19 protein-coding genes are annotated in these 17,638 nt (G+C 58.1%); 9 read left to right on the top strand and 10 right to left on the bottom strand.

The window, feature by feature from the left end:
* The coding region (locus ABYT07_RS11530) for a bifunctional precorrin-2 dehydrogenase/sirohydrochlorin ferrochelatase (protein ID WP_372991813.1) at nt 1–623 on the bottom strand (623 nt) is incomplete at its 3' end.
* A 139-nt stretch (nt 624–762) separates the two neighbouring features.
* Between ABYT07_RS11530 and ABYT07_RS11525 the strand changes: the two genes are divergently transcribed.
* Nucleotides 763–1,224 (top strand): Lrp/AsnC family transcriptional regulator, encoded by a 462-nt coding sequence (locus tag ABYT07_RS11525; RefSeq protein WP_372991811.1) that lies wholly within the window; start codon nt 763–765, stop codon nt 1,222–1,224.
* Between the two features lie 7 nt (nt 1,225–1,231).
* On the opposite strand, the gene ABYT07_RS11520 is transcribed toward ABYT07_RS11525, so the two are convergent.
* Nucleotides 1,232–2,413, bottom strand: a complete 1,182-nt coding sequence (locus ABYT07_RS11520) for a cytochrome P450 (protein WP_372991810.1) — start codon at nt 2,411–2,413, stop codon at nt 1,232–1,234.
* 60 nt (nt 2,414–2,473) lie between these two features.
* Here ABYT07_RS11520 and ABYT07_RS11515 point away from each other — a divergent pair, with 60 nt between their 5' ends.
* From ABYT07_RS11515 to ABYT07_RS11495, 5 genes are all read left to right on the top strand, one after another.
* A complete protein-coding gene (locus tag ABYT07_RS11515) occupies nt 2,474–4,273 on the top strand; it encodes an ATP-binding protein (protein WP_372991808.1) in 1,800 nt (599 codons plus the stop codon).
* The gene (locus tag ABYT07_RS11510) at nt 4,270–5,499 is read left to right on the top strand and encodes a sigma-54-dependent transcriptional regulator (RefSeq protein WP_372991806.1); all 1,230 of its coding nucleotides are present in this window, start codon (nt 4,270–4,272) and stop codon (nt 5,497–5,499) included. The genes ABYT07_RS11515 and ABYT07_RS11510 overlap by 4 nt, the downstream gene beginning before the upstream one ends.
* A gap of 250 nt (nt 5,500–5,749) precedes the next feature.
* On the top strand, nt 5,750–6,751 hold the full coding sequence (locus tag ABYT07_RS11505; protein ID WP_372991805.1) for a DctP family TRAP transporter solute-binding subunit: 1,002 nt from the start codon (nt 5,750–5,752) through the stop codon (nt 6,749–6,751).
* Nucleotides 6,752–6,857: 106 nt separating this feature from the next.
* Nucleotides 6,858–7,538: a TRAP transporter small permease gene (locus ABYT07_RS11500; RefSeq protein WP_372991804.1), complete on the top strand. Its 681-nt coding sequence runs from the start codon at nt 6,858–6,860 to the stop codon at nt 7,536–7,538.
* 4 nt (nt 7,539–7,542) lie between these two features.
* Nucleotides 7,543–8,919, top strand: coding sequence for a TRAP transporter large permease (locus ABYT07_RS11495; RefSeq protein WP_372991802.1), 1,377 nt, complete (start codon nt 7,543–7,545; stop codon nt 8,917–8,919).
* A gap of 115 nt (nt 8,920–9,034) precedes the next feature.
* Here ABYT07_RS11495 and tpiA read toward each other — a convergent pair whose 3' ends face one another.
* The 8 genes from tpiA to ABYT07_RS11455 form a co-directional block, all read right to left on the bottom strand.
* Nucleotides 9,035–9,784, bottom strand: coding sequence for a triose-phosphate isomerase (gene tpiA, locus ABYT07_RS11490; protein ID WP_372991800.1), 750 nt, complete (start codon nt 9,782–9,784; stop codon nt 9,035–9,037).
* Between the two features lie 103 nt (nt 9,785–9,887).
* Complete coding sequence (locus ABYT07_RS11485) at nt 9,888–10,232, bottom strand: iron-sulfur cluster assembly accessory protein (RefSeq protein ID WP_037229022.1); 345 nt, start codon at nt 10,230–10,232, stop codon at nt 9,888–9,890.
* Nucleotides 10,233–10,358: 126 nt separating this feature from the next.
* On the bottom strand, nt 10,359–11,570 hold the full coding sequence (locus ABYT07_RS11480) for a glycerophosphodiester phosphodiesterase family protein (protein ID WP_372991798.1): 1,212 nt from the start codon (nt 11,568–11,570) through the stop codon (nt 10,359–10,361).
* A gap of 94 nt (nt 11,571–11,664) precedes the next feature.
* Nucleotides 11,665–12,027, bottom strand: a complete 363-nt coding sequence (locus ABYT07_RS11475) for an SUF system Fe-S cluster assembly protein (RefSeq protein WP_372991796.1) — start codon at nt 12,025–12,027, stop codon at nt 11,665–11,667.
* Nucleotides 12,028–12,102: 75 nt separating this feature from the next.
* A complete protein-coding gene (gene rimK / locus ABYT07_RS11470) occupies nt 12,103–13,485 on the bottom strand; it encodes a 30S ribosomal protein S6--L-glutamate ligase (RefSeq protein WP_372991795.1) in 1,383 nt (460 codons plus the stop codon).
* Nucleotides 13,486–13,823: 338 nt separating this feature from the next.
* The gene (locus ABYT07_RS11465; RefSeq protein ID WP_372991793.1) at nt 13,824–14,231 is read right to left on the bottom strand and encodes a hypothetical protein; all 408 of its coding nucleotides are present in this window, start codon (nt 14,229–14,231) and stop codon (nt 13,824–13,826) included.
* An 84-nt stretch (nt 14,232–14,315) separates the two neighbouring features.
* Nucleotides 14,316–14,876: a cytochrome b/b6 domain-containing protein gene (locus ABYT07_RS11460; protein WP_372991792.1), complete on the bottom strand. Its 561-nt coding sequence runs from the start codon at nt 14,874–14,876 to the stop codon at nt 14,316–14,318.
* The gene (locus ABYT07_RS11455; protein ID WP_372991791.1) at nt 14,876–15,148 is read right to left on the bottom strand and encodes a PepSY domain-containing protein; all 273 of its coding nucleotides are present in this window, start codon (nt 15,146–15,148) and stop codon (nt 14,876–14,878) included. Before ABYT07_RS11455 ends, ABYT07_RS11460 begins: the two co-directional genes overlap by 1 nt.
* A gap of 136 nt (nt 15,149–15,284) precedes the next feature.
* On the opposite strand from ABYT07_RS11455, the gene ABYT07_RS11450 reads away from it, so the two are divergent.
* The 3 genes from ABYT07_RS11450 to ABYT07_RS11440 form a co-directional block, all read left to right on the top strand.
* On the top strand, nt 15,285–15,602 hold the full coding sequence (locus tag ABYT07_RS11450; protein WP_372991789.1) for a PepSY domain-containing protein: 318 nt from the start codon (nt 15,285–15,287) through the stop codon (nt 15,600–15,602).
* A gap of 2 nt (nt 15,603–15,604) precedes the next feature.
* The gene (locus ABYT07_RS11445; protein WP_372991787.1) at nt 15,605–16,273 is read left to right on the top strand and encodes a response regulator transcription factor; all 669 of its coding nucleotides are present in this window, start codon (nt 15,605–15,607) and stop codon (nt 16,271–16,273) included.
* Nucleotides 16,270–17,638: sensor histidine kinase (locus ABYT07_RS11440; protein WP_372991786.1), on the top strand; the 1,369-nt coding region annotated here is incomplete at its 3' end. The genes ABYT07_RS11445 and ABYT07_RS11440, both read left to right, overlap by 4 nt.

Below are 17,638 nucleotides of genomic sequence, written 5' to 3'. Positions count from 1 at the left end.
TGGTCGTTCAGCAAATCATCAAGTGCGACCTCAACAGCCGTGTCGCCGCCAGCCACCGCGCGGGGGCCTGCGTTGAAGTAATAATCACGCCAGAAATCACGCCGCGCACGGCCAAAGGGCAGGGCATCTGCCATCTTGCGGAACCCTTTGCCGATGCGGGCCAGTGTCCCCAGCGTCGCGGGCAGGCGTTCCTCAAGATCGGCCTTGATTGCGCGGGCCAGCACGGGGGCAGCACCCTCGGTCCCGATGGCGATTGTCACAGGGTCGCGGTCTACAATAGCTGGGGTGATAAAGGCGCTGTCGTGCAGGTTGTCGACGATATTGACCAGCGCACCTTCGGCACGGGCAATCGCAGCGGTGCGGGCGTCCTCGACCGTGTCTTCGTCGGCGGCATAGAACAGTTTGGCGCACAGAACATCACCATGGCGCAACGCGCGGGTGTGCAGTGTGATGCGATCCGCCTTGGCCCATTGCACCAGTTCGGGCGCGGGGTCTGTCGCGTAGACGCTGATCTTGGCCTGGGATTTCATCAACAGGCGCAGCTTGGCCAGTGCGGCCTCGCCGCCGCCTGACACGACAATGCGTTGTCCTTTGGTCGATAGGAAGATTGGGAAGTGATCCATGATGCTGTCCTTGCGCTTGCCTTGCGGTATATATAGGAAATAATTCCGATATGGCGCTAGGTGGCTGGACATATAAGAACGTATGTTCTAATCAGCCGCTAAGTTGGAACAGAAGATCGCAAACCAAAGGATACGCAGAATGGACGTTCGTATAGATGAGGTGGATCGGAAGATTTTGGCGCAGCTACAGCGGGATGCGAGCCAATCTTTGGACGATATTGCCCGTGAAGTAGGGTCTTCCAAGACGCCTGTGTGGAACCGGATTCGCAAATTGCGCGAGGCAGGCGTGATCGGGCAGCACACCGTTGTGCTGGATGCCGAGGCCTTGGGATTCGAGGCGTGTTTCTTTGTACTGATCCGCACCTCTGAACACGAGGCAGACTGGCAGGCGCGTTTCCTAAAGGCGTTGCAAGACCGCCCCGAGGTTCAGGAAGCGCACCGTCTGGCAGGCGATATCGACTATATCCTTAAGGTGCGGGTCAAGAACGCGCGCGCCTATGATGCGTTCTATCAAGCCCTGATTTCCGAGGTGCGGGTGCATAACGTGACGGCCCTGCTGTCGATGGAGCAGATTAAATCGACGACCATGTTGCCGCTGTAACGCGGGGCTAGATTTCCACCATCAAACGTTCAAGTTTGTGGAAATGATAGCTGTTGGCATAGCGCGGTGGTTCGGTCAGGCGCAACTGCGGCGCGTGGTCAAACAGTGCGCGCAGCCCGATCTGCATTTCAAGCCGTGCCAGCGGGGCACCGACGCAGAAATGCAGGCCGCCCCCAAATGCAGCATGGGGTTTCATGGGCCGGGTGGGGTCAAAGCAGTCGGGATCGGGATACAGGGCAGGGTCACGCCCCGCCGCCCCCAGCACCAGCGCGATCTTTTGGCCTTTTTCCACGGTGACACCATTCAGATCAACATCCTCATAGGCAAAGCGTTCAAACACATGCAGCGGCGGGTCAAAGCGCAGGATTTCTTCGACTGTGGCGGCGATCGTGTCGGGGCCAAGCAGGTCGCGCGGCACCTGATGGGTCAGCAAACATGCGACTCCGTTGCCAAGCGCATGCACCGTCGCCTCGTGACCAGCGTTCAGCAGCAGGATGCATGTCCCGATCAGGGCATCGGTGCTTAGCTTTTCGCCATCTTCCTCGGCGGCAATCAACTGCGTGATCAGATCATCACGCGGATCTTTGCGGCGTACCTCGACATAGCCGCGTAAAAAGGCGCTGAAATCCGCGGCGGCAGCGTTTGCGGCATCTTCAACCGCGCGGGTGCGGCCGGCCTGATAGATTGCCACCATCGCATTGGACCAGCGCAAAAGGTCGGGCCACATGTCTTCGGGCACCCCCAGCAGCCGCGCGATGATACGCACCGGCAGTTGCGTGCAAAAGGTCGGAATCAGATCAAACGACCCTTGTGGTATTGCGGCCAACAGCTCTGCGGCGATGGACGCAATATCCGGGGCAAGCGATGCGATCCGCCGCGATGTGAAAGCGCGCAGCACAAGGCCGCGCAGGCGTGTGTGGCTTGGTGGCTCAAGCTCGAGCATGGAATGGCGGTCCACCGCGTCGAAATCTGCCAGATGTGCAGGCACGGGCTGGCGTTGATCTGCGGGTACTTCGCGGCCAAACCGGCGGTCGCGCAGAACGGATTGTACGGTCGCGGCATCAAATGCAGCCAACATGCCGTAGTCTTTCCAATACAAGACGGGGCCGTCCAGCCGCGCCTGCGCATAGGCCGCATAGGGGTTTTGGACAAACTCAGGGTCAAGCGGCGAAAGATTTAGTGTTTTCATGAGGCGCAGGGATACGCGGAGCTCTGGCCTTTGCAAGGTGCTCTGTGCAAAATTGACGCCATGAATACATTTTTACACGGTCGCATCGCGACATTGCTGGTTTTTCTGATCACCGTGCTGGGTTTGGCGGCCGGCGTTTGGCGCTATGCCTATCTGCAAGGGCTTGAGCAATTACACGCGCGCGGTGTAGCGGACCTGTCGCTGGCCAGTGACAGGTTGGTCGGGCAGTTGCAGCGCTATCGCGATCTGACGGTATTTTTGGCGGATCACCCTGCGGTCCACGATGTTCTTGCCGCCGATACGCCCAGCAGCGCGCGGGACTTCTTGCAAGATATTGCGGATAAATCAGCTGCATTGGATGTTCTGATTGTCGACGTTCAGGGGCGGGTGCTGGCGTCACCCCAAAGCGCGCCGGGGGCGGTGTTGATTGATCAGCCCTTTGTAAAGCGCGCCTTGCGCGGGGCGCTTGGCTGGGGGCATGGTCAAAGTGCGCCGCTGACGGACCGGGCGTATTTTCATGCGGCCCCGGTTTTTGGCGACGCAGGTCAGATCAAGGGCGCGGTCATCGTGTCAACCGATCTGAACGGGATCGACTATGCGTGGCGCGGCAGCAATCCGGCAGCGTTTTTCACGGATTCGGCGGGGGTCGTGCAGATTGCCAACCGGTCCGAGCTGCTGTTCTGGCAGCGCCCCATGGGGCAGCCGGGGCTGATCCCGCCTGATCAAAGCGCGGTTAATTTTTCAGCGAGTTTCGTGCAGGGCAACGAAATCTGGAAAATGGGCTGGGGGCCGTACATCCCCGATGAAGCGCTTCATCTGACGAAGCTGTTGCCGGTCATCGGGCTGACCGGCGAGGTGTTGCTGGATATCGCACCGGCGCGCCGGCTGGCCCTGTCGCAGGCGTCGGCGGTCGCGGCCCTGTGTCTGGCCTTTGGCGCGATGTTGTTTCTGGCCACCGAACGCCGCCGTGCCCTGTCGCAGGCGAACACCAAACTTGAACGTCAGGTTGCCAAACGCACTGCCGCCTTGAATGCCAGCAACACCGAACTACGCCGCGAGGCCGCCGAGCGGGAAGAGGCCCAAGCTGCCTTGCGCCGCGCGCAGGCCGATCTGGTGCAGGCGGGCAAGCTGTCGGCCTTGGGGCAGATGTCGGCGGGCATCAGTCACGAATTGAACCAACCGCTGATGGCGATCCGGTCCTTTGCGGAAAACGCTGTGCAATTCATGGCCCGCGACAAACCCGAGCGTGCCGCCGAAAATCTGTCGAGGATTTCCGAGATGTCCGACCGGATGGCCCGTATCATTCAGAACCTGCGTGCCTTTGCCCGTCAGGAATCCGTGCCACAAAAGCGCGTAGATGTGGTCCGTGTTGTGGCCAGCGCGATTGAATTGACGCAAACCTATCTTGACGATGCGGGGGTGACATTGGCCTATGATCCCCCCGAAACCCCGGTTTGGGTCCATGGAGGAGAGGTCCGTTTGGGGCAGGTGTTTGTTAATCTGATCACAAACGCCTGCGATGCGATGTCGGGGCGTGAAACCCGCCGCCTGACAGTGCAGATCATGACGGACGACGGGATCGAGGTCCGTTTTCAGGACACAGGTCCGGGGATCGAGATGCCCGACAAGGTGTTTGATCCTTTCTATACCACGAAATCCGTTGGTGGCAGCAGCGGCATGGGGCTGGGGTTGTCGATCAGCTATGGTATTGTCCAAAGCTTTGGCGGGCAAATTCGCGGCAGCAACCTTGAAACGGCACGCCCTGACGCCCCCAGTCCTGACGCGAACCCTCTTGACGGGGGGGGGGCGATGTTCTCAGTGCAGCTGGAACGTGCAGATGAAATCGAGGTCGCGGCATGAGCAGAACCGTTCTTTTGGTCGATGATGACGCGCCTGTGCGCGAGGCGCTTGAACAGACGCTTGAGCTGGCCGATGTCGATGTGATCGCCGCGGGGTCGTTTGTTGCGGCCAAGGACCGGATCGTCGCGGGGTTTGACGGGGTGATCCTGTCGGACATGCGCATGCCGGGGCGCGACGGATTCCATCTGCTGCACTATGCGCGCGAACAAGACCCCGACCTGCCGGTGATCTTGCTGACCGGAGAGGGCGACATACCCATGGCGGTGCGCGCGATGGAGGCCGGAGCGTTCGATTTTCTGGAAAAGCCCTGCGCGCCATCGGCCCTGCTTGCGGTGATCGAACGGGCATTGAAAACCCGTGCGCTGGTGCTGGAAAACCGCCGCCTGCTGCACATTGTAGAAAGCGGTGACCCCGCAGCGCGGCTGATCTTTGGCACGTCGGACTTGTCAAATGTCACGCGCGCCAAGGTGCGCCGCGCTGCCATGTCCGAGGCCGAAGTGCTGGTAACCGGGCCTTATGGCTCTGGCATTTCGAAGGTGTCGGAAGTCGTCCACATGTGTTCGCCGCGCGCCAAGGAACCCTTTGTCAAACGCGCGGCCGAAGGGCTTGGCGCGCAAGAGCTGACCGAGGCCTTGCAGATGACAGGGCGGGGCAGCCTGTTTCTGGACGAGGTGACACAGTTGCCGGCACAAACCCAATTGACCCTGATCGAAGCACTTGAAGGTGCACCAAAGGCCCGATTGATCGCCGGCAGCACCCGAGATTTGCAAGCTTTGGTCGGCGAGGGGCGGTTTCATGCGGATTTGTATTACCGGCTTGAGGTGATGACCGTGCGCATCCCGTCTCTGGCTGAGCGTCCAGAGGATATTCCGACCCTGTTTCGACGCTATGTCGGGCAGGCGGCTGAACAATCGGGTCTTAACGCGCCCGAGGTGACGCCGCAGGTCATCGCAGGGCTGATGGCGCGCGATTGGCCGGGCAATGCGCGCGCGCTGATGTCTGCAGCGATGCGGTTTGTCATGGGGGTGGCTGACGACGTGGCACCGGATGCCGGATTGGGGCTGGCCGAACAGATGGCGCAGGTCGAGCGGTCTTTGTTGCAGGCCGCACTCCGGCGTGCGGGCGGACAGGCGACAGCCGCCGCCGAGGCGCTAAAGCTGCCGCGCAAGACCTTTTATGACAAACTGACCCGCTATGGGATTCGCGCGGAGGATTTCAGAAGCTGAAAGTTTGTGCGGTTTTCCGCACAAACCGGTCGAAAGGTTGTGCGGCTTTTCGCACAAACCGGAATAATGGGCGATTGCGCCGCCCGAAGAGATTTCCCCAACCTTATGAAAATGTTTATTTAATTGGCGCGACATCAGCGAAATTTCGCCAGCCTTGTAAGAATACTGTTTCAGGGGTCTATTTCCCACAGCGCAGTCAAAACACCGACTGCCGAGACTTGAAAAACAGCTCTCTGGGAGGAGATATTACATGAAATTCCTGACATCCGCAGCCGTTGCGCTGACCCTTTCCGTATCCGCCGGTGCCGTTTCGGCCGCCTGTGACGACGGTGAAATCGTCATCAAGTTCAGCCACGTCACCAACAGCGACAAGCACCCAAAAGGCATCGCCGCCACCCTGCTTGAGCAACGCGTGAACGACGAGATGAACGGCAAAGCTTGCATGGAAGTGTTCCCGAACTCGACCTTGTATAACGATGACCAAGTGCTTGAAGCAATGCTGCAAGGCGACGTTCAGATGGCGGCCCCTTCGCTGTCCAAATTCGAACAGTTCACTAAAGTTTTCCGCATTTTCGATCTGCCCTTCATGTTCAAGAACATCGAAGCTGTTGACGAATTCCAGAACTCTGACACCGGTCAGGAGATGAAAGCATCGATGGAGCGTCGCGGCCTGTCGGGTCTGCAGTTCTGGCACAACGGCATGAAGCAGATGTCTGCCAACAAGCCTTTGAACGTGCCATCCGATGCAAACGGCTTGAAGTTCCGCGTTCAGGCGTCTGACGTGATCAAGGCGCAGATGGAAGCCATCGGCGCGTCGCCACAGCCAATGGCGTTCTCCGAAGTTTACGGCGCGCTGCAAACCGGCGTTGTCGACGGTCAGGAAAACACATGGTCCAACATCTACGGCCAGAAGTTCTTTGAAGTGCAGGACGGCACCACGGAAACCAACCACGGTGTTCTGGACTATATGGTTGTGACATCCACCGACTGGTGGAATGGCCTGCCAGACGACGTGCGCACCCAGCTGGCGACCATCCTTGAGGAAGTCACCGTCACGCGTAACGCCGCCGTTGGTCAAGTCGATGCCGAAGCGCGTCAGGCAATTCTGGACACCGGTTCCAAGATCGTCGAACTGGACGCCGCAGGCCGTCAGGTTTGGGTTGATGCGATGATGCCCGTCTGGACAGAGTTCACGGCCGACGTTGGTCAGGAAAACATCGACGCTGCGCAGGCTATCAACGCCAAGCACTAAGTCGTTTTGATGGGTGCCTCTTCCCGCGATGGGGGAGGCACCTTTTTTGTGCAGGCTCACGGGCTTTCGCCGGGCTTGCCTTCTCCCCTTATTGCGGAGTTTTCTCATGTCATCTGGATACCACCCCACAACGGCCCTTGGCCGGATCGTGCACGAGTTCGAGGAAACGGCGATTGCCGTGATCCTTGGCCTGATGACGATCATTACATTTATCAACGTCGTCTTGCGCTATGGTTTTAACACAGGCCTGATCTGGGGCCTTGAGGCGGTGACGTTCCTGTTTGCCTGGCTGGTCCTGTTCGGGATGAGCTATGCGGTGAAGATCACAGCCCATTTGGGTGTCGATGCGGTTATTAATCTGTTTTCAGCCCCCACACGCCGCCTGATCGCACTTTTCGCAGTCGTTATCTGCATCATCTATGCGGGCCTGCTAATGAAAGGCGCATGGGACTACTGGGCACCGTTCGCCGGCCTTGACGCCACGTCGGGCCGCTGGTTCCCAACAGGGTTTGAAAACAGCCGTGATCAGGCCTGGTACGAGACCGTGGACATGCCGATGCCGGACTGGCTGCGCTTTATCGAACCAATCATGAACGAGGGCGAAAGCTATGCCAAGCTGCCGCGCTTTTTACCGTATGTGATGCTGCCTATCGGCATGGCATTGCTGTTGTTTCGCTTTATTCAGGCGGGCGTGCGCGTCTTTACGGGCGTATCGACCGGTCTGATTGTTAGCCACGAGGCCGAAGACGATGTCGCGGCTGTTTCACACATGAACGCGGGGGATTAAGCGCATGGAAGTTCTAATCCTATTTATGATGATCGTCGGCCTGATGCTGCTTGGCGTTCCAATCGCCGTCAGCCTTGGATTTTCGTCGATCATCTTCCTTCTGGTGCTGTCAGATTCATCGCTGGCATCCATCGCGCAGACTTTCTTTCAGGCGATGGCGGGACACTACACGTTGCTGGCGATCCCGTTCTTCGTACTGGCGTCGTCGTTTATGTCGACGGGCGGCGTGGCCAAGCGGATCATCCGTTTCTCGATCGCGCTGGTGGGTCATTTCCCCGGCGGTCTGGCGATTGCGGGTGTGTTCGCTTGTATGATGTTCGCGGCCCTGTCGGGGTCGTCGCCTGCGACGGTTGTCGCCATCGGGTCCATCGTCATCGCAGGCATGCGTGAAACCGGCTATACCAAGGAATTCGCGGCAGGTGTGATCGCCAACGCGGGTACGTTGGGGATCTTGATCCCGCCGTCCATCGTTATGGTGGTTTATGCATCGGCCACGGACGTATCCGTGGGCCGCATGTTCCTTGCGGGTGTTATTCCGGGTCTTTTGGCCGGTCTGATGCTGATGGTCACGATCTATATCATGGCGCGGGTCAAGAACCTGCCCAGGGGCGACTGGCGCGGTTGGGGCGAAGTGTTCGAATCCGGGCGCGAAGCCGGTTGGGGCCTGATGCTGATCGTCATCATCCTGGGCGGTATCTATGGCGGTATCTTTACCCCCACAGAAGCGGCTGCGGTGGCGGCGGTCTATGCCTTCTTGATTGCGTGCTTTGTCTACCGTGACATGGGTCCGCTGCATGTCAAAGGCGAAGGACGCAACCTGTCGCTGATGCGCAAGCCGATGGCGCTGATCACGGTGTTCTTTCACCGCGACATGCGCGACACGCTGTTCGAGGCAGGCAAGCTGACCGTGACGTTGATGTTCATCATCGCCAATGCTTTGATCCTCAAGCACGTTCTGACCGACGAACAGATCCCGCAGCAGATTTCATCTGTTATGCTGGACGCCGGGTTTGGTCCGATCATGTTCTTGATCATCGTCAACGTGATCTTGCTGATCGGCGGCCAGTTCATGGAGCCGTCGGGCCTGCTGATCATCGTGGCACCTTTGGTGTTCCCCATCGCGATGGAACTGGGGATCGACCCGATCCATCTGGGCATCATCATGGTCGTGAACATGGAGATCGGGATGATTACGCCGCCGGTGGGTCTGAACCTGTTCGTGACCTCGGGCGTGGCGAACATGCCAATGATGAGTGTCGTTCGCGCAGCACTGCCGTTCACTGCCGTACTCTTTGTCTTTTTGATCATGGTGACTTACATCCCGATCATTTCGACATGGTTGCCAACGATGATGATGGGTCCCGAGATCATCGTCCGGTAGCGGTTTTGTTGATTGAGTAACGAGTAAGGCGGCATGTCAGATCGACGTGCCGCCTTTTTTATATTTGGGGTGCAGTGAGTATATTTAGCAAAATGAAGAGGGGCTGCTGGCGTGATCAGGCGGCTGAGAGTGCCTTGATGATCGGGGCAAAGTCAGCAGCCTTGAGGCTGGCCCCGCCGACCAATGCGCCGTCGACGTTTTCAGCGGTAAAGATTTCGGCGGCGTTACCCGGCTTGACCGAGCCACCATAGAGCAGCCGGATTGCATCGCCATCGGCAGCGCCGAAACGGGCGATGAGGCGGGCGCGAATGAAATCATGCACTTCGATAATTTGCGCAAGGGTGGGAACTTTGCCGGTGCCGATGGCCCAGATGGGTTCATAGGCAATCACGGTGTTTTCGCCCGTCGCACCGTCTGGCACAGACCCCGAAAGCTGGCCCGCGATAATGTCGAGGGTGTTATCTGCCTCGCGATCATCACCGCTTTCTCCGATGCAGATGATGGCGGTCAGATCTGCGGCCCAAGCCGAGCGCGCCTTCTTGCGGATGTCACCGTTGGTTTCTTCGTGGGCATCGCGGCGCTCTGAATGGCCGACGATGACATAGGACGCCCCGGTATCCGCGATCATTGCCGCCGAGACATCGCCGGTAAAGGCCCCGTCAGCCTGCATGTGGCAATCCTGCGCGCCGATGGCGATGCCGGTGCCACGCGCCTTTTCACAGGCACGGTAGAGCAGGGGGGCAGGAGGACAGATCAGCGTCTCGGCATCGGTCGGATCAAGATGGCTGGCCAGTTCGACCAATTCCGAAAGCGCCGCAGCGGTCCCGTTCATTTTCCAGTTTCCGGCGGCAAGTTTGCGGCGCATGTCAGTATCCCTGTCATTGTTTTGCCCAAGGGATACCAGCCGCCCCGTCACGGGGCAACGACAAGGGAAGATTTGGCAGCGCTAACAACAGGTGAAAAGGAGTTTAGCCGAACTTTATGGATTCGCCACAACCGCAGGCCTCGGTCACGTTGGGGTTGCGGAACTTGAAACCTGATTCCAGCAACGTCGTCTCATAGTCGATTTCGGTGCCAAAAAGGAACATCTGCGCCATCGGCGCGATCAGCACCCGCGCGCCGTCCTGTTCGACGACTTCGTCATTGGCGTCAGGTTCGTTCACGTATTCCATGGTGTATTCCATGCCCGCGCAACCGCCTTTTTTGATGCCAATGCGCAGCCCTGCATGGCCCGCTGACGTCATCAACTTGCTGATCTGCGTGGCGGCTTTGGGTGTGATGGTAACGGCTTGCTTGCCTGGGATCGCGAACATCATTGATACTCCTGTTAAGGCAAAGATAGGGGGTCGGCGGCATATTCTCAAGCGGTTGCGTTGAAAATGCATGAAGCCGCCCCAAAATTCGGAGCGGCTTGCAAAATGTCGGTCGGTGTGGCGGGCTTAAAGGCCCATGCAGTTGGCGTAATAGGTCACTGTCGCGGGCCAGTCCGAAAAGACGCCTTCGACGCCTGCGTCTTGGGCCAGAACATCCAGAGCCACCAGATAATCGCTGTCATCCTTGATGATGTCGTTCACCGATTGGAAATACCAACCGCCGCCCGATGCCAAAGGACCAGAGCGTTCCAGCGTCCATGCGATCAGCTTGAGGTCAGCGGCTTTCGCAGCCTTGGCATAGGCGGATGCGGCCAGTTTGCCATCGTTATTTGTCAGCAGCATGTTAAGCGACGGGGCAAGGTACTGAACGCCCTGTGCCTTGAGCGCGCTAAAATCCTGCGCCCATGTTGCCTTGTCCTGTTCGTCAAACCCTTCGGACCATTCGACCAGGTACACCGCTTGCTTGCCAAATTCGGGTTCGTTCTGCACCCAGTACAGCACATCGTTCAGGTCGAATGACTGAGCCCAAACATCGGATGCTGGGACACCAGCCGCCTTGTATTCGTCAATCATCTTTTGCGCATAATCTGCTTGGCTAAAGCCGTTATGCGGCATCTCGACCGACGCGGATTTTAGTTCGGGCGTGAACTTTGCACCAAGTGACGCGAAAAGCGCGATGGATTCGGCATGGGTCATCAGGTCGGCTTTGTCGGTGTAAAGCTGGGTGCGAAACGGGGCAACGCCGCCCTGATATCCTTCGACGGTGGTGGCGGTCTTGTCGGCACTGTCCATCTTGGGGGTCAGCGTTTGAAATTCTGCCAGCGTCAGATCTGAGGTGCGGCATTCGGCACTGGCACCCGCGTCGCCCGTGGCTGGGGTAAATCCGGCGGTGCATTTTTCCGCAAGATCGGTGATCAGGATGTCTGTCGTTGTGTGCAGGTCGTTTTGCGCGTGGCGGCAGACCAGTTCATGATCGGCGGTAAAGGTCACGTCGCATTCCAACACGCCAGCACCCATACGCGCAGCTGCGACGTTGGATTGAACGGTATGTTCAGGGAACATCAAAGGCGCACCGCGGTGACCAATAGAAAACAATGTGCGGCTGGGGGTCTGCCCCATGCACGTCATCAGCTTTTCCTTAAGCGCGCCTTGGGGGAGCTTGTCGATCAGATAGGCAGGGCGGGGGCCGTATTCGACTGGGGTAGGTGTACTGTGGGCATCGGCCCAAAGGGGTGCAGGCAGCAAGGCCAAGGCGGTGAGGGCTGTGGTAAGACGCATGATCGCTCCGGTTAAAAAAACATCTGGCGCGTGTTTGACGGCCAGATGTAACAGATGTGCGATGCTTGCGTGATGCTTATATGAAACGCCGGCTTTACATGAACCCCAGTTCAAGCCGCGCTTCGTCCGACATCATATCCATGCCCCACGGTGGTTCCCAGACCAGTTCGACATCGACGGTTTTGACGCCGGGCAGGGGTTCGACCGCATCTGCGACCCAGCCGGGCATTTCGCCAGCCACAGGGCAGCCGGGCGCGGTCAGTGACATTTTGATGTTAACTTCGCTTTCGGCATTGATATCAATGGTATAGATTAGGCCAAGCTCATAGATATTGACCGGAATTTCAGGGTCATAAACTGTGCGGCAGGCTTCTACGATCTGATCGTATAGCGGATGATCGGTCGAAGACGGTGCAATCAGCGGTGTGCCTTCAAGGGGTTGGGTGCTGTCGGTCATCAGGGGCCTCGCTGTGTTATCTGATCGTTTATATAGGGATTACCGCGTCCAGCGTCCAGAGGGGCAAATCCGCAGTTACGCCTTGCGCTTGCGCACTGGCTGCGGCTTTACCCGTGCTTCGACCATATCGTACAGCATCCCCACGATATCCTTGCCTGTCGCCTTCTCGATCCCTTCGAATCCGGGCGACGAATTCACCTCAAGAACCTTGGGCCCGCTTTCCGAACGCAGCAAATCCACGCCAGCCTTGCCCAACCCAAAGGCGCGGGCGGCGCGCAATGCGGTATCGCGTTCAAGCTTGGTGATGCGTACGACCTTTGCGGTGCCCCCACGGTGCAGGTTGGACCGGAAATCGCCCTCCGCACCGGTGCGTTTCATGGCGGCAACGACTTTACCATCGACAACAAGGCAGCGAATGTCTTCGCCCGCAGCTTCCTTGACGAAATCCTGCACCAGAAAGTTCGCCTTAAGGCCCCGAAACGCATCAATAACGGATTCTGCTGCTTTTTTGGTTTCGGCTAAAACGACGCCCTTGCCTTGGGTCGATTCCAGCAGCTTCACGATCAGTGGGGCAGTCCCGACGAGGGCCATCAAATTCGACGTATCCTTGGGTGACGCCGCAAAGGCCGTCGTTGGCATGCCGATCTTTTTGGACGCCAACACCTGATGCGCATGTAGCTTGTCGCGGCTGGCCAGAATGCCCGCCGACCCATTCACACAATAGGTCCCGATGGTTTCGAACTGGCGGATCACGGCACAGCCATAGGGCGTGACCGACGCGCCGATCCGGGGGATCACGGCATCATATCTCGGTAGCCGCTTACCGTCGTAATGCACTTCCGGTGCCATGGCATTGATCGCCATATAGCAACGCGTGGTGTCGATGACCTCGACCGTGTGGCCGCGTGCTTCGCCGACCTCGACCAGACGGGTGGTGGAATAATTCCCCGCCTCGCGGCTTAGGACCGCGATCCGCAACGCCCGCTGAGGCGCTTTGCGACGTACGGCGGCGCTGTGATAAACATCATAGCTCAGATCCGGCTGCAGACGTTTTTCAGTCGGTGAAATGGTGATGTGATCGGTCAAGGCCTGACGGCCCAACAACATACGGCTTGCCATACCGGCACGGTTGGTCAGGGTAACATCAATGGGCCAGCTTTGCCCTGCAACATCCAGATTCGTCGAGATCACATAGCGCAGCTCGGATTCCCCGTTCGAAGATGTCACCTCGCGCCGGTCAATGATCGGGGCCGAACATGTGATGACGATATCTTCATTGCCTGCAACCGGATGCACATTGAACCGGACCTTCGGTTTTGCGTCCGACCCGAAAACTTCGATGTCATGGGCATGCAACGCCGATGTCCGTGCGCCGGTGTCGATCTTGGCCTTGATCGCCGGCAAACCCAGCTCGGGCAAGGCAATCCATTCTTCCCAGCCAAACGTTAACTCTTGCATACTCATTACTCCTGCTCGGCTGAATTCTCGTGCCGAGTATCAGGTCACCCCCTGCTACTCAAGGCACCACGCAGGTCTTCCAAATGGGTAAAAATCCCGGGGTCCGGGGCAGCGCCCCGGTGGCACGCAGAAAGAAAATGGCTCCCTTTGGGTATTTATCCTTCTAGATCAGCGTCGTCTGACCAAAACCCCGCCTGCGGCGCGGTCTTAATATGATGGAGTGGTTTTTCTGTCTGCCAACTTGAGAGAAACACATTGAAAGAGCATTGTGTCGCAAGAAAAGATCACAGCCCGCGCTTTTGGTGCGGGCTGTGATACGTGGAATTTGGTGTTAGACTTTAGTCGTCGCCATCGCCACCGTGATCGCCTTCACCGTCGCCACCGTGACCACCTTCGCCTTCGCCGCCATGGTCACCTGCGCCTTCGCCATCGTTCTCACCGTGGCCATCGCCACTCTCTCCGTGGCCATCGCCACTCTCTCCGTGTCCATCACCGCTCTCGCCTTGATCATGGTCGCCAGCGCCATCGTGATCGCCGCTTTCTGCACCTTCATGCCCTTCTGCGTCGCGGCCTTCTGACCCGTGGCCTTCGGTTTCAGAAGTGTTTTCGTTGCCATCGGGGCCGCGATCATCGCCCAGGCTAATTCTTTGGTTGCTGCCCTCTGTCCGGCTGTCCGTTGCGGCCATCGAAACCGAGCTGGTTGCGGCAAGAGTGGCGATGATGATTGCAATCATTGAGGTTTTCATAGTGTATCTCCAAATTGGTGGTTAAATATTATATCTTATCAACGCATTGCGCTGATTTGGTCGTTTCTCGCAGGGGCGGTGCCCCTAGCGTCTTTTCAGGCCCGTAAACATGGAACGGACAAGGTTTTCTTTGTGTTCGATACTGGCCAAGATCACGCCGCCCACATGCAGAGCAATCAAAACGAGGGTGCCGTTGACCAACAGCTCGTGGATGTCTTCGACCCATTCAACGCCCCAGAACATGTCGAGCGTCATCATGTATCCGGTTGCCGCGATTCCCGAAATTGCCAGCAGCAATGCGATCACCATCGCCCCGCCGGCCGGATTGTGTCCGACATAGCGCTGACCCTTCATCGCAAGGCTGTCCTTGATGAAAGACACAACCGCCGAAGGCCGGTATGTGAAATCCGAGAACCGCGCATGGCGCGACCCGATCAGGCCCCAAATCAGTCGAAACCCGATCAGTCCGGCAACAACATATCCGGCAAACTCGTGCACCGCGTCCCATTCCTCGGCCGTGATGTAAGAGACAGCGAAGCCCCCCACCAGCGACCAGTGAAAGATCCGCACCAGCGGGTCCCACACGCGGACCTTGCCGCATGTATTCGTGTCATGTCGGGAAGAATGGGTGCTGACATCAGACATCAGTCGTCTTCTTTCACACCAACCAGTTCACCTGTGACCGGGTTGAAAAACGCTTCGACCTTTTTACCTTCAGGCGAGATCGCATAGACTTCATAGCAGCCGCGTTCTACTTTCACGGCGCGGGTGTCATAGCCAAGACCTTTTGCCGTTTCCATGATCGCGTCTTTGGTCATCCAGCCATCCTGCGGGCCGCTATCGCAAGAGATCTTGCTTGCAAAGGCGGGGGCTGCCAACAAAGTCGCGGCAAAGGTGAGTGCGGTTAATGTTTTCATGGTCGTTGTCCTTGTGTTTGGAGGGGCGTCTTGGTGCCCCGCTGTTTCGATGTGATCTTTATGGCAGGGTCAAAATGACAACTCCCCGACAGGGGCTGTCAGCAAACTGTCATTTTCGATCTGCGAGGAAGGAATTATGAAAAAACATATGATAGTGCTGACAACCGCTTTGGTTTTTGCAGCCACAGCCATTTTGGCGGATGATGATGATGATGAACGGCATGGCCTGAACGCGCTGCTTGAGGCACGGCGCGCGGGACAGGTTCTGCCGTTGATTTCGATTCTGACGCGCGTGCAACCGATCACTGGCGATAATGTCGTCGATATCGAATTCGAACAGGAGAACGGGAGGTTCAAGTACGGCATCTATTATATTGATGACCGGGGCCACCGGCGCGAGGTTTATGTCGATGCGCAAACCGGTGCTGTCCTCAAGAACGAGCTGGCGGACTAGCGATGCGGATATTGTTGATTGAAGATGACGACCGCATCCGTTCCGACGTCACAGCGGCGCTCGAAGCATCCGGCTATATCGTGGACAGCGAAACCTCTGGCGAGGAGGGTTGGTTTTTGGGCGATACCGAAGTTTACGCAGCCGTCATTCTGGATTTGGGCCTGCCAGAAATGGACGGGCTGACGATTCTAAAGCGGTGGCGGCAGGCGGGCCGGACAATGCCGGTTCTGGTTTTGACGGCGCGCGGGTCCTGGACAGAACGGGTCGAAGGTATTGATGCGGGGGCCGATGATTATCTGGCCAAACCCTTTCACATGGAAGAAGTCCTGGCGCGGCTTGGGGCGATCATCCGCCGCTCTGGCGGTCAGGCCAGCCCGGTGATCAAAGTGGGTGAAACCGAACTTGACATGCGTCAGATGCGGATCACGGTGCGCGGTGTTCCGGTGTCCTTGTCGCCGCAGGAATACCGGCTGGTATCGTTCTTGATGATCAACAGCGGGCGGATCGTGTCGCAGCAAGAATTGGCCGAACATTTACAGTCTGTCCATTTTGAACGCGAATCCAATGCTGTCGAAGTTCTGGTCGGGCGCGTCCGGCGAAAAATGCCGACGGCGTTGATCCAGACCCGCCGGGGATTTGGCTATATTGTTGAAACGGACCCCGCACCATGACCTATCGGATGCAGTCCCTGCGTGTTCGGCTTTTAATCATCTCGGCGGGCATTGTTGTTCTTGCCTTGTTTGTGACTGCAATCGGCCTGACGGAACTGTTTGAACGGCACTCAAAACGCCGCGTGGCGCAGGAATTGGACGTTTACCTGACGCAACTATCCGGCGCGATACGGTTTGACGCCGATCAGCAGCCCTTTTTGATCCGTGATCCTGCGGACCCGCGGTTCAACACTGTCTTTGGCGGGCTGTACTGGCAAATCGGGACCGATCAAAACGATATTCTGCTGCGGTCCAGATCGCTTTGGGATTCAGAAATCAACCTGCCTCAAGACACGTTGGTGCCGGGTGAGACCCACCAACACAGCCTTGAGACAGCTTTCAGCCGCGCGTTGCTGGTGCGCGAGCAAATGATCACAATTCCAACTGCCGGGACGCTTGTCGATGTGCGGGTATCGGTTGCGGTCGATTCCGTTGAAATCGAACGGCTGGCGGTTGATTTTCGCAAGGAACTGATCCCGGCTTTGGCGCTTTTGGGGATCGTATTGTTGGCAGGGTTCGGGTTTCAGATCGCAGCCGGGCTTAAGCCGCTGGGGTCCTTGCAGGCCTCGGTGAACAAGGTGCGTTCGGGCAAGCAGTCGCGGTTGACGGCTGATGTCCCCCGCGAAGTAAAGCCGCTGGTAGACGAGGTGAACGCGCTTTTAGAGCTTCAGGGGGAATCAATGATCCGGGCGCGTGACAGGGCGGCGGACCTTGCTCATGGCTTCAAGACGCCCCTGACGGCGCTGGCAACCGACATCGCGCGGCTGCAGGCAAAGGGCGAAACCCAGATCGCCGCCGACATCGAAGACGTGGCAATGCGGATGAAGCGCCTGATGGAGCGCGAGTTGGCGCAGGCCCGGATCCGGCACGGGGGCAGGGTACACAGCGCGTCTTTGAATGCCGCGACAGCAGCGATCCTGCGGACCTTGGAGCGCACGCCGCGTGGTGAAACCATCCAGCTAACGCAGGATATTCCCGACCATATTGATGTGGCGATGGACCGCGATGACCTGAACGAGGTCTTGGGGAATCTTTTGGAAAATGCCCTGCGCCATGCCCGAAGCTTGGTTCATGTGACGGCTGCGTGCCATGCCGGGCGCGCTGTTGTCGAGATCACGGATGACGGCGCGGGCCTGAGCAAAGAGCAATCCGATGCCATGGTCAAACGCGGTGCGCGGATGGATGTCAAAGGCACAGGAACGGGCCTTGGGCTGGCGATTGTTCAGGATATTCTGGATGCGTCGAAGGGGTCGATGACCCTGAAACAGGCACGCGGAGGCGGTTTGAAGGTCGTGCTGGATTTGCCGATGCCAAGCGCGGTCGCGC

The sequence above is a fragment of the Sulfitobacter sp. genome (assembly GCF_041552635.1).
Lineage (GTDB): Bacteria > Pseudomonadota > Alphaproteobacteria > Rhodobacterales > Rhodobacteraceae > Sulfitobacter.
Note: the sequence above shows the minus strand (reverse complement) of the source record. Positions and strands in the feature narration are given on the sequence as shown.